Origin of the sequence: Streptomyces sp. NPDC047108, assembly GCF_040643575.1 — a bacterium.
GTDB lineage: Bacteria > Actinomycetota > Actinomycetes > Streptomycetales > Streptomycetaceae > Streptomyces.
The window spans coordinates 43244-54883 of the sequence record NZ_JBEYUP010000005.1 but is presented as its reverse complement, the minus strand read 5'-3'; the positions used below and the strand labels follow the sequence as shown (position 1 = coordinate 54883).

Below are 11640 nucleotides of genomic sequence, written 5' to 3'. Positions count from 1 at the left end.
CTCGCTGTTGCTCGCGTTCCCCGCCGGTGCTCGCGTTGCGGCGGCGGCCGCCGGGGGCCGTACGGAGGGCTCGGCGGCTCTCCCTACGGCGGTCCTGGAGGACTCCCGCCAGGGCTTCCGTCCACCATTGACCCGGTGGTTGCGTGGATGTTAGACAGCCACCAGCGACATACGCAATGAGGGTTGCAGATGATGCAACGAGGAACCGGAGGAGCCTCCATGGCCGCCGACACCGCCGCCGGACGACTCGCGGACGAGCCGATCGACCACCGCTTCAAGGGGCTGCCGCCGGACGCGGACGGACTCACCGTCGGCGAACTGGCCGCCCAGCGGCGCGATCTGTTCGACGGGGGCTTCACCACCCCGGTCCTCGCCCTCTCCTCCGAGGCCATGGAGCACAACCTCGCCCTGATGGAGCACTACGCGGCCGAGCACGGTCTCGCGTTCGCCCCGCACGGCAAGACCTCCATGTCCCCCCAGCTCTTCGAGCTCCAGATCGAGCGCGGCGCGTGGGGCATCACCGCCGCCGTGCCCCACCAGGCGCGTGTCTACCGGGCGTTCGGCGTCCGGCGGATCTTCCTCGCCAACGAACTGGTCGACGCCGCCGCGCTGCGCTGGCTCGCCGGCGAGCTGGACGCCCACCCGGACTTCCGCTGCATCACCTACGCCGACTCCGTGCGCGGCGTGGAGTTGATGGACGAGGCCCTGCGCGCCTGCGGCGCCCGCCGCCCGGTGGAGGTGGTGATCGAACTGGGCGCGGGGGACGGGGCGCGCACGGGAGCCCGTACGGAGGCCGACTGCACGGCGGTCGCCGACGCCGTCGCGGCCGCGCCCACCCTGCGGCTCGTCGGCGTGGCCGGATACGAGGGCGAGGTCCCGAAGCCGGACGGCGAGCGCGTCCGCGCCTGGCTGGACCGGCTCGTGGCCCTGACCGTCGCCTTCGACCGGGACGGGCGCTTCGCGGACCTCGACGAGATCGTGCTGAGCGCGGGCGGCAGCGCCTGGTTCGACACGGTCGCGGACGTCTTCGCGGGCGTTCCCGCCCTGTCCCGGCCGGTGCTGAAGCTGCTGCGCTCCGGCGCGTACGTCTCCCACGACGACGGCCACTACCGCCGCATCACACCGTTCAACCGGGTGCCGGAGGAGGGCGCGCTGCACCCCGCGTTCCGGCTGTGGACGCAGGTCGTCTCACGCCCCGAGCCGGGCCAGGCGTTCGTCAACGCCGGTAAGCGCGACGCCGCGTACGACATCGACCTCCCCGAGCCCCAGGTCGTCCGCTCCGCCCGCGACGGCTCGCTCCGCCCCGCCACCGGCATCACGGTCTCCGGCCTGTCCGACCAGCACGCGTGGCTGCGGCTGGCGGAGGGCACGGAGCTGGAGGTCGGCGACTGGGTCGGTCTGGGGCTCTCGCACCCCTGCACGTCCTTCGACAAGTGGCAGCTGATCCCCGTCACCACGGACCGGTCCACGGTCACCGACTTCATCCGCACCTTCTTCTAGGCCCCTTCCCCCCGGCGACGGCACGGCCTCTCCCCGGCGAAGACACCGCCGCACCGCACGCACGGAACCGCACGTACGCACGGAACCGCACGGCCCCGCACGGACAGGAAGAGGCACCCCGCATGGATCTCGTGTTCCGCGACGCCAGCGTCATCGACGGGACCGGCGGGCCTTCGTACCGCGCCGACGTCGGCGTCGACGCGGGCCGCATCGCGCGCATCGCGCGGGAGGGCGAGTCCCGTCCCACCGCGGCCCGCGTCGTGGACGCCGCCGGGCTCGCCCTCTCCCCCGGATTCATCGACATGCACGCCCACAGCGACCTCGCCCTCCTGCGCGACCCCGCGCACGAGGCGAAGGCCGCCCAGGGCGTGACCCTCGAGGTCGTCGGCCAGGACGGCCTGTCGTACGCACCCGTCGACGACCGGACCCTCGCCGAGGTCCGCACCCAGATCACCGGCTGGAACGGCGACGGATCCGACATCGACTTCAGCTGGCGCAGCGTCGGCGAGTACCTCGACCGCCTGGACCACGGGTTCGAAGGCGAGGGCATCGCCGTCAACGCCGCCTACCTCGTCCCCCAGGGCACCGTCCGGATGCTCGCCGTCGGCTGGGACGACCGCCCCGCGACCACCGCCGAACTGGCCCGGATGCAACTGCTCGTCGCCGAGGGGCTGGAGCAGGGTGCCGTCGGGCTGTCCTCCGGCCTCACCTACACCCCGGGCATGTACGCCCCGGACTCCGAACTGACCGATCTGTGCCGGGTGGTGGCGCAGTACGACGGCTACTACTGCCCGCACCACCGCTCGTACGGCGCCGGGGCCCTGGAGGCGTACGAGGAGATGGTCGCGGTGGCCCGGGACGCCGGCTGCGCCCTGCACCTGGCCCATGCCACCCTCAACTTCGGGGTCAACCAGGGCCGGGCGCCCGAGCTGCTCACGCTGCTCGACCGGGCGCTCGACGACGGCGCCGACATCTCCCTCGACACCTATCCGTATCTGCCCGGCTGCACGACCCTCGTGGCGATGCTGCCGAGCTGGGCGAGCGAGGGCGGTCCCGACGCGGTACTGGCGCGTCTGCGGGACGACGCGACGGCCGAGCGCATCCGGCACGCCATGGAGGTCGAGGGGGCCGACGGCTGCCACGGCGTCCCCATCGACTGGGACACGATCGAGATCTCGGGTGTCTCCGACCCGTCGCTGAAGGACCACGTCGGTCTCACCATCGCCCGCGGCGCGGCCGACCGCGGCGAGGAGCCCTTCGTCACCGCCCGCCGTCTGCTGCTGGAGGACCGGCTGGGGTCGACGATCCTCCAGCACGTCGGCCATGAGGAGAACGTCCGGGCGATCATGCGGCACCGCGTCCACACCGGTGGGAGCGACGGCATTCTGCGCGGTGACAAGCCGCACCCGCGGGCGTACGGAACCTTTCCGCACTACCTCGGCCACTACGTCCGCGATCTCGGTGTGCTGTCGCTCGAGGAGTGCGTGGCCCATCTCACGTCGCGTCCCGCGGCCCGTCTGCGGCTGCCGGACCGGGGCCTCGTACGGGAAGGACACCGCGCCGACCTCGTCCTCTTCGATCCGGAGACGGTCGCGGCGGGCTCCACTTTCCAAGATCCGCGGACCCTCCCCACCGGGATTCCGCATGTGCTCGTCGACGGCCGCTTTGTCATCGAAGACGGGAGGCGCACGGATGTCCTCGCGGGCCGGTCGGTGCGCCGGACGCGCGGGGCGTGATCACCGGGGCGCACCCCTGACGGCACGGCCTCGGAGCGCCGCCCGCGTGGCGGAAAACATCGCGCCGCCCCCGTCGCCCGGCCGTATCGTGTCGGACATGCAGGTGATCCAGTCAACCAAGCTCGCCAATGTCTGCTACGAGATCCGTGGCCCGGTCCTCGAGGAGGCTATGCGGCTGGAAGCGGCAGGTCATCAGATCCTCAAGCTCAACACGGGCAATCCGGCGCCGTTCGGCTTCGACTGCCCGCCCGAGATCCTCGAGGACATGGTGCGCAACGTGGGGTCGGCCCACGGCTACGGCGACGCCAAGGGCCTGCTGTCGGCCCGGCGCGCGGTCATGCAGCACTACCAGACGCAAGGGATCGAGCTGGACGTCGAGGACATCTACCTCGGCAACGGCGTCTCCGAGCTGATCCAGATGTCGATGCAGGCGCTGCTCGACGACGGCGACGAGGTGCTCGTCCCAGCGCCCGACTATCCGCTCTGGACCGCCGCAGTCTCCCTGGCGGGCGGCACCGCGGTGCACTACCGCTGCGACGAGCAGGCGGACTGGATGCCCGACCTCGCGGACATCGAGCGCAAGGTCACCGACCGCACCAAGGCCCTCGTCGTCATCAACCCCAACAACCCGACGGGCGCGGTCTACGACGACGAACTGCTGCGCGGCCTCACCGAGATCGCCCGCCGCCACAACCTGATCGTCTGCTCCGACGAGATCTACGACAAGATCCTCTACGACGACGCCACCCACACCCCGACCGCGACCCTCGCCCCGGACCTGCTGACGCTGACCTTCAACGGGCTGTCCAAGGCGTACCGGGTGGCGGGCTACCGCAGCGGCTGGATGGCGGTCTGCGGTCCGAAGGAGCACGCCGGCAGCTACATCGAGGGCCTGACGATCCTCGCCAACATGCGGCTGTGCGCCAACATGCCGGCGCAGCACGCGGTGGCCACGGCCCTCGGCGGACGCCAGTCGATCAACGACCTGGTCCTGCCGGGCGGGCGGCTGCTGGAGCAGCGCGACACCGCGTACGAGCTGCTGACGCAGATCCCGGGCGTGACGTGCGTGAAGCCCAAGGGCGCGCTGTACGCCTTCCCGCGGCTCGACCCGAAGGTCTACAAGATCAAGGACGACCGGCAGCTCGTCCTTGACCTGCTGCGGTCCGAGAAGATCATGATCGTGCACGGTACGGGCTTCAACTGGCCGGAGCCCGACCACTTCCGGATCGTCACCCTGCCGCACAAGGAGGACCTGGCGGACGCGGTCAACCGGATCGGCCAGTTCCTCGACGGCTACGGCCAGCCGTAGCTCCGTAGCCCCGCAAATCTCGATCAAGCCCGCCCCGGGCACGGCCGATGTCGTGCCCGGGGCGGGCTTTTCCGCGACCGGGACGGGCTTTCCACGGTTCGGTACGGATCCGCGACTCGGCTGAACTTTAGACAGCGTCCAATGTAGGATGGACTCCTGAACACGGCTGGAGGCCACCATGTACGAGCCGATCCGCACCAAGTCGGTCCACTCCACCGCCGAGCAGGAGTTCCCCCACCGCTCCCGGGAAGAGGAGCTGGACATCCAGCTCGCCGCGCATCTGGCGGCACTCCTGGCGGTGACCGATGAGCTGCGGGCGGCGTCACCGGCCGCCGACCGGGCCCTCGACCGTGCCGCGAACCGCATCGCCGAGCAGGTCGCGCGGCTGCGGCGGTCACCGAGCCCGGTGCGCGTCCCCGAGCCTTCCGCGGCGCCGGGCGCGGACGGTGCCACCCGTACCGCGGCGGGCGACGCCCGGAGAGCCGCCCTGCACCGGCGGGCGCACGCGCTCGCCGGCCGGGCCCTGGTGGTCGCCGCGTCCCGCGCGGACACCGCCGCCGCGATCCTCTCCGCCGAGCAGATGGACCTCCACGCCGCGGCGCTGGACGGCGCCGGAGACCTCGGCGCCACCGCCCCGGCCGCCCCCGCGGCCTCATCCGCCGCCTCGCGCACGCTGAGCGCGGCCCACTGAACGGCCCTGGGCCGCGCACCTTCGAGGTGCGCGGCCCAGGTGCCACTCATGCGATCACCGGCCGGCCGTGGCGTGGCCGGCCGGTGCTCTCCGTCTCAGCCGAGGCGCTCGACGAGCGCGCGGTACTCGTCCCACAGCTCCTTCGGCGTGTGGTCACCGAAGGTGTTGAGGTGCTCGGGGACCAGAGCGGCCTCCTCGCGCCACACCTCCTTGTCGACCGTCAGCAGGAAGTCGAGGTCGCCGTCGGAGATGTCGAGCCCCTTGGTGTCCAGGGCCTCCTTCGTCGGCAGCACACCGATCGGCGTCTCGACGCCCTCGGCCTTGCCGTCCAGCCGCTCGACGATCCACTTGAGCACGCGGCCGTTCTCACCGAAGCCCGGCCACACGAAGCGGCCGCCTGCGTCCTTGCGGAACCAGTTCACGTAGTAGATCTTCGGCAGCTTGGACTGGTCCTTGTCCTGGCCGACCTTGACCCAGTGGCCCATGTAGTCGCCCATGTTGTAGCCGCAGAACGGCAGCATGGCGAACGGGTCGCGGCGCAGCTCGCCGACCTTGCCCTCGGCCGCCGCGGTCTTCTCGCTCGCCACGTTGGCGCCGAGGAAGACACCGTGCTGCCAGGTGAAGGACTCGGTCACCAGCGGCACGGCCGAGGCGCGGCGCCCGCCGAAGAGGATCGCCGAGATCGGCACGCCCCGGGGGTCCTCCCACTCGGGCGCGATGGTCGGGCACTGGGCGGCGGGGACGGTGAAGCGGGCGTTGGGGTGCGCCGCCGGCGTGCCGCTCTCCGGGGTCCAGGCGTTGCCCTTCCAGTCGGTCAGGCGCTCCGGGGTCTCCTCGGTCATGCCCTCCCACCAGACGTCGCCGTCCTCGGTGAGCGCGACATTGGTGAAGACCGAGTTGCCCCACAGGGTCTTCATGGCGTTGGCGTTGGTGTGCTCGCCTGTGCCGGGCGCGACACCGAAGAAACCGGCCTCGGGGTTGATCGCGTAGAGTCGGCCGTCCTCGCCGAAGCGCATCCAGGCGATGTCGTCACCGATGGTCTCGACCGTCCAGCCGGGGATGGTCGGCTCGAGCATCGCGAGGTTGGTCTTGCCGCACGCCGACGGGAAGGCCGCGGCGACGTACTTGGGCGCGCCCTGCGGCGGGGTCAGCTTCAGCACGAGCATGTGCTCGGCGAGCCAGCCCTCGTCGCGCGCCATGACGGAGGCGATGCGCAGCGCGTAGCACTTCTTGCCGAGCAGCGCGTTGCCGCCGTAGCCCGAGCCGTACGACCAGATCTCCCGGCTCTCCGGGAAGTGCGAGATGTACTTGGTGCTGTTGCACGGCCACGGCACATCGGCCTGACCGGGCTCCAGCGGCGCGCCGAGGGTGTGCACGGCCTTCACGAAGAAGCCGTCCTCGCCCAGCTCGTCGAGAACGGCCTGTCCCATGCGGGTCATGGTGCGCATGGCGACGGCGACGTAGGCGGAATCGGTGATCTCCACGCCGATGGCGGAGAGCGGCGAGCCCAGCGGCCCCATGCAGAACGGCACCACGTACATCGTGCGGCCGCGCATCGAGCCCCGGAAGACACCCTCCTGCCCGGCGAAGATCTCCCGCATCTCGGCGGGGGCCTTCCAGTGGTTCGTGGGGCCCGCGTCCTCCTCCTTCTCGGAGCAGATGAAGGTGCGGTCCTCCACGCGCGCCACGTCACTGGGGTCGGACGCGGCGTAGTACGAATTGGGGCGCTTGATCGGGTCGAGCTTCTTGAACGTGCCCTTGGCGACGAGCACCTCGCACAGGCGCTCGTACTCGGCCTCGGACCCGTCGCACCAGACAACCTCGTCGGGCTGGGTCAGGGCGACGATCTCGTCGACCCACGTGACCAGTTCCTGATGGTTGGTGGGGGGCTTGGGAGCCGCATTGCTGCGCGCCACGATCGCTCCGTTCCACGCCGGGTCCGCGCCCCGGCGACAGGTATGAGGGTTGTACGGACGCCCCTGAGCCGGGGTCCCGCCGCCTGGAGAAGGGGAGGGAGTCCGTTCTATGGAAGTAGTTGCCCCGTGGGGGCTGCGACCCGGATGCTTCGTGACCGCTCATCCGGTGCCGACCGTACTCATTTGATCATCCGACCCGAGTGAGATTCTGTCCAGGGGGCGCCCTCGTGAGCATCGCCACTCGATACCTGGACGTAACTTACGGACCCGTAGGTAGCATGTCGCCCATGACTGCCGCCGCGCACGACGCCGTACCCGACGCCGCGTCCGACGACTCCTCCCCCTCCGAATCCGGCTCCGAGTCCCCCTCCGGCCCAGACCCTCTCCACCTGCCGATACCGGTCAAACCTCTGCTGCGCGGCTGGCTGCACGCGGGGATGTTTCCGGCCGCCCTGATCTCGGGCGTCTTCCTGACAGCACTGGCGGACAGCACGCGCGGGCGGATCGCCTGCGCCGTATACACCCTGACCGCCTGCCTGCTCTTCGGGATCAGCGCGCTCTATCACCGGGGGAACTGGAGTCCGCGGGTCACGGCCGTGCTGCGGCGCCTTGACCACGCGAACATCTTCCTGATCATCGCCGGAACGTATACACCGTTCACGATCCTGCTCGTCCCGGACGGGCGCGGGCAGGCGCTGCTGTGGGCGATCTGGGCGGCGGCCGTCGCCGGAATAGTGTTCCGGGTCTTCTGGGTGGGGGCGCCGCGCTGGCTCTACACCCCCTGCTACATCGCGATGGGCTGGGCGGCGGTCTTCTTCCTGCCCGACTTCCTGCAGAAGGGCGGCATCGCGGTGCTCGTCCTGGTGATCATCGGCGGCCTCCTCTACAGCGCAGGGGGCGTGATCTACGGGATCAAGCGGCCGAACCCCTCACCGCGCTGGTTCGGCTTCCACGAGGTGTTCCACTCCCTCACGCTGGCGGCGTTCGTCGTCCACTACGTGGGGATCTCGCTGGTCGCGTACCAGCACGGCTGACGGGCCCCGGCCAGGCGCCCGCGGCGGGGCGGCACAGGCGGCGGGCGGCGGAAGGCGCCGGGTGACGGAAGACGACGGGCGACGGAAGACGACGGGCGCTGGGCGGCGGAGGCGCGTCGGGTCCTGGGCGACGGCGGCGCGGCGGGGCCGGAGGCGGTCAGAGGCGCGGGACGGTCAGAGGCGCGGGGCGTTCAGGGCCGCGGGCGGCGAGGGCCGCGGGACGGTCAGAGGCGCGGGGCGTTCAGGGCCGCGGGCGGCGAGGGCCGCGGGACGGTCAGAGGCGCGGGGCGTTCAGGGCCGTGGGGCATTCAGGGCCGCGGGGCGGCGAGGGGCGGCCATCCGCGGGCTGATGCGGGGCGCACGCGAGCGCGACCGCAAGCGGAGCGGGACTGGCGGCGGAGCTGGACCCGCAGGCCACAGGCTGATGCACCGATGCGCGCACCGGCGCGTAGGGGCGCTCGTACGCGGCCCGTCGAGCCGCACGCCCTCCCGTTCCTGATCATGCATGGCCCGGGTCGGCTCCGATCACCGACAATGGCCCCCATGGCTCGCGCGCGCACCGTTCCCGGCACCGCATCCCGCCCCCGCCTCGGGCTGCGGGAACGGAAGAAGATCAAGACGCGGCAGGCCATCCGCGACGCGGCCTACCGGCTCTTCGCCGAGCAGGGCTACGACGCCACCCCCGTCGAGCAGATCGCCGGGGCCGCCGAGGTCTCGCCCAGCACCGTCCTCCGCTACTTCCCCTCGAAGGAAGAGATCGTCCTGACCGAGGAGTGCGACGCGGTCATGGAACAGGAGTTGCGTAAGCGCCCCGACGGCGAGCCCCCGCTGGAATCCGTCCGCCATGTGATGGCCGGGACCGTGCGCCTCTTCGCCGCCCAGGGGCAGGAGGAGATGCTGCTGCGGGCACGCCTGGTCCGCGACGTACCGGCCATCCGCACGAGGATGGCCGAGAGCCACGTGGCGACCGGGCGGATGCTCTGCGCCGTACTGGCCGAGCGCACCGGCCGTTCCGTGGACGACCTGGAGCTGCGGGTGTTCGCGGCCGTGGTGCTCGCGGCCGTCGAGGAAGCGATGCTCCACTGGATCGAGCACGACGCGCAGGACGACCTCGCGGACCTCCTCGACCGGACGCTGGGGACGCTCGGACGCGGCTTGAGCCTCTGACCGCCGTCCACCCGTCGGGACCGAACGCCGGTCGCCTCCGCGCCGCGCGGGACGGCCGGGCGGCAGCCCGCTCGACCGCTTCGCGCAGTTCGACCGCCGCGCCACTCGGCGTCAGCCCGCGCGGCTGCCCACCTTCCCGGCCAGCACCGCGGGGTCGGTGGTCGGGGCGTCACAGGTGAAGTTGCGGCACACATACGCGGCCGGGTGTCCGTCCACCAGCGGCCGGTCGCGCAGGAGCGGTACGCCGTCGCCGTCCTCGTCGCCGGGGACGCCGACCGCCACCACGGCCCCGGGCGCCGTGCCCAGCAGGGCCGTACGGTGCAGGGCGTCGGTGCCGGGGTCGCCCTGCGCGCCGACGACGGCCACCTCGCGCGGCCCGTCCAGCGCGGCCTCGGCGGCCGCCAGCCCCCAGCCGATGAACCGCGGGGCCCGCGGTCCCAGAGTTCTGACGACACCCAACGCCCGCTCGGCGGCGGTGCGGTGGCGGCTGCTGCCGGTGAGGGCCGCGTACGACAGAAGGGCACCGGCCGCGGCGGTCCAGCCGGACGGCGCGGCGTTGTCGGTCGGGTCCTGCGGGCGCCGGATGAGCACCTCGCCGTCGTCGGGGGTGTCGTACAAGTCGCCGTCGGCGCCGGCGAAATGGCGCAGCACGGTGTCCAGGAGCAGGCCCGCGAACTCGCTCCACACGCCCTCGCCGGTGACCGCGGACAGGGCGAGGAAGCCCTCCGCGGTGTCGGCGTAGTCCTCCAGGACACCGGAGTTGTCGCCCGCGGTGCCGTCGCGCGAGGTACGGGCGAGGCGGCCCGCCTGGTCCATGTGGACGCGGACGATCAGGTCGGCGGCGTCGAGGGCGGCTGCGGTCAGATCGGGCCGGTCGAAGTAGGCGCCGGTCTCCGCGAGGGCGGCGACGGCCAGGCCGTTCCACGCGGTGACGACCTTGTCGTCCCGTCCCGGACGGGGCCGGGTGTCGCGGGCGGCCAGGAGGCGCTGCCGGATGGACTCGGTGCGGGCGGCGTCGGTGAGCCCGTCCCCGGGCAGCTGGAGCACCGACAGACCCTTCTCGAAGGTGCCCTCCTCGGTGACACCGAAGTGCCCGGCGGCGAGCACGGCGTCCTCCTCGCCCAGCACCGCGCGGAGTTGCTCCGGTGTCCACGCGTAGAACGCGCCCTCGACATGCTTGCCGGTGGTGGCTTCCTCGCCCTCGAACGCGGGGCTGTCCGCGTCGAGCGCCGAGGCGAACCCGCCCTCCGGTGTACGGAGTTCACGCACCATGAAGTCCGCGGTCTCCAGCGCCACGCGCCGGGCGAGATCCGACCCCGTGGAGCGCCACAGATGCGCATACACCCGGCACAGCAGGGCGTTGTCGTAGAGCATCTTCTCGAAGTGCGGGACGGTCCAGGTGCGGTCGACGGCGTAGCGGGCGAAGCCGCCGCCGAGCTGGTCGTAGATTCCGCCGCGGGCCATGCGCTCGCAGGTGTCCTGCGCCATCTGCAGGGCGCCCTCGGAGCCGGTGCGCGCATGGTGGCGCAGCAGGAACTCCAGGACCATGGACGGCGGGAACTTGGGGGCGCCGCCGAATCCACCGTTCGACTCGTCGTACTCGCGGGTGAGCGCGAGCAGCGCGGCATGCAGGTCGTCCTCACCGGGCGGCTGGGTCCCACCGGAGCTCAGCGCCTGCGAACGGGACGACAGCTCGCGGACGATACGCCCGGCGACGTCGCCGACCTCCTCCCTGCGGTCGGCCCACGCGCCCTGGACGCCCTCCAGGATCTGACGGAACGAGGGCATGCCGTGGCGCGGCCGGGGCGGGAAATAGGTACCGAAGTAGAAGGGCTCGGCCTCGGAGGTGAGGAACACGGTCATCGGCCAGCCACCCTGGCCGGTGGCGGCCTGCACCGCCTCCATGTAGACGGCGTCCACGTCGGGCCGCTCCTCGCGGTCCACCTTCACGGGCACGAAGTGCGCGTTGAGATAGTCGGCGGTCTCGTCGTCCTCGAACGACTCGTGCGCCATGACGTGACACCAGTGGCACGACGAATAGCCGACGCTGAGCAGCACGGGCACATCGCGCCGCCGCGCCTCGGCGAACGCCTCCGGCGACCAGGGAAACCAGTCGACGGGGTTGTCGGCGTGCTGGAGGAGATAGGGCGAGGTCTCGTGGGCCAGTCGGTTCGGCATGCTCCCATCCTGTCTCATCCGGTCGGCTTCCCCGAGTTTGTCCACAGGTCGAGTTATCCACAGAGCTGACGGAAAACCTTGATAGGCGGAAGACTTGGAAACACGCGAC

8 protein-coding genes are annotated in these 11640 nt (G+C 71.7%); 6 read left to right on the top strand and 2 right to left on the bottom strand.

The window, feature by feature from the left end; translation table 11 throughout:
* Positions 1 to 219 precede the first annotated feature (219 nt).
* The 4 genes from ABZ822_RS13245 to ABZ822_RS13230 all read left to right on the top strand — a co-directional run bounded on the left by ABZ822_RS13245 (position 220) and on the right by ABZ822_RS13230 (position 5236).
* Positions 220 to 1500 carry an amino acid deaminase gene (locus ABZ822_RS13245; RefSeq protein WP_360851612.1) on the top strand — a complete coding sequence of 427 codons (1281 nt, stop codon included), beginning with the start codon at positions 220 to 222 and terminating at the stop codon, positions 1498 to 1500.
* Positions 1501 to 1622: 122 nt separating this feature from the next.
* On the top strand, positions 1623 to 3236 hold the full coding sequence (locus tag ABZ822_RS13240; protein ID WP_360851609.1) for a D-aminoacylase: 1614 nt from the start codon (positions 1623 to 1625) through the stop codon (positions 3234 to 3236).
* A 97-nt stretch (positions 3237 to 3333) separates the two neighbouring features.
* The gene (locus tag ABZ822_RS13235; RefSeq protein WP_360851606.1) at positions 3334 to 4545 is read left to right on the top strand and encodes a pyridoxal phosphate-dependent aminotransferase; all 1212 of its coding nucleotides are present in this window, start codon (positions 3334 to 3336) and stop codon (positions 4543 to 4545) included.
* A 178-nt stretch (positions 4546 to 4723) separates the two neighbouring features.
* Positions 4724 to 5236: a hypothetical protein gene (locus tag ABZ822_RS13230; RefSeq protein WP_360851604.1), complete on the top strand. Its 513-nt coding sequence runs from the start codon at positions 4724 to 4726 to the stop codon at positions 5234 to 5236.
* Positions 5237 to 5331: 95 nt separating this feature from the next.
* On the opposite strand, the gene ABZ822_RS13225 is transcribed toward ABZ822_RS13230, so the two are convergent.
* Positions 5332 to 7152: a phosphoenolpyruvate carboxykinase (GTP) gene (locus ABZ822_RS13225; protein WP_360851602.1), complete on the bottom strand. Its 1821-nt coding sequence runs from the start codon at positions 7150 to 7152 to the stop codon at positions 5332 to 5334.
* A gap of 287 nt (positions 7153 to 7439) precedes the next feature.
* On the opposite strand from ABZ822_RS13225, the gene ABZ822_RS13220 reads away from it, so the two are divergent.
* A complete protein-coding gene (locus tag ABZ822_RS13220) occupies positions 7440 to 8186 on the top strand; it encodes a hemolysin III family protein (RefSeq protein ID WP_360851599.1) in 747 nt (248 codons plus the stop codon).
* 543 nt (positions 8187 to 8729) lie between these two features.
* A complete protein-coding gene (locus tag ABZ822_RS13215; protein ID WP_360851596.1) occupies positions 8730 to 9353 on the top strand; it encodes a TetR family transcriptional regulator in 624 nt (207 codons plus the stop codon).
* 111 nt (positions 9354 to 9464) lie between these two features.
* Here the strand turns inward: ABZ822_RS13215 and ABZ822_RS13210 are convergent, their stop codons facing one another.
* Positions 9465 to 11531, bottom strand: a complete 2067-nt coding sequence (locus tag ABZ822_RS13210) for a thioredoxin domain-containing protein (protein ID WP_360851593.1) — start codon at positions 11529 to 11531, stop codon at positions 9465 to 9467.
* Positions 11532 to 11640: the final 109 nt, after the last annotated feature.

What these genes read in the sequence shown, in the direction of transcription:
- ABZ822_RS13245 (WP_360851612.1), top strand. Translation starts at nt 220, where the DNA reads ATGGCCGCCGACACCGCCGCCGGACGACTCGCGGACGAGCCGATCGAC.
- ABZ822_RS13240 (WP_360851609.1), top strand. Translation starts at nt 1,623, where the DNA reads ATGGATCTCGTGTTCCGCGACGCCAGCGTCATCGACGGGACCGGCGGG.
- ABZ822_RS13235 (WP_360851606.1), top strand. Translation starts at nt 3,334, where the DNA reads ATGCAGGTGATCCAGTCAACCAAGCTCGCCAATGTCTGCTACGAGATC.
- ABZ822_RS13230 (WP_360851604.1), top strand. Translation starts at nt 4,724, where the DNA reads ATGTACGAGCCGATCCGCACCAAGTCGGTCCACTCCACCGCCGAGCAG.
- ABZ822_RS13220 (WP_360851599.1), top strand. Translation starts at nt 7,440, where the DNA reads ATGACTGCCGCCGCGCACGACGCCGTACCCGACGCCGCGTCCGACGAC.
- ABZ822_RS13215 (WP_360851596.1), top strand. Translation starts at nt 8,730, where the DNA reads ATGGCTCGCGCGCGCACCGTTCCCGGCACCGCATCCCGCCCCCGCCTC.
- ABZ822_RS13210 (WP_360851593.1), bottom strand. Translation starts at nt 11,531, where the DNA reads ATGCCGAACCGACTGGCCCACGAGACCTCGCCCTATCTCCTCCAGCAC.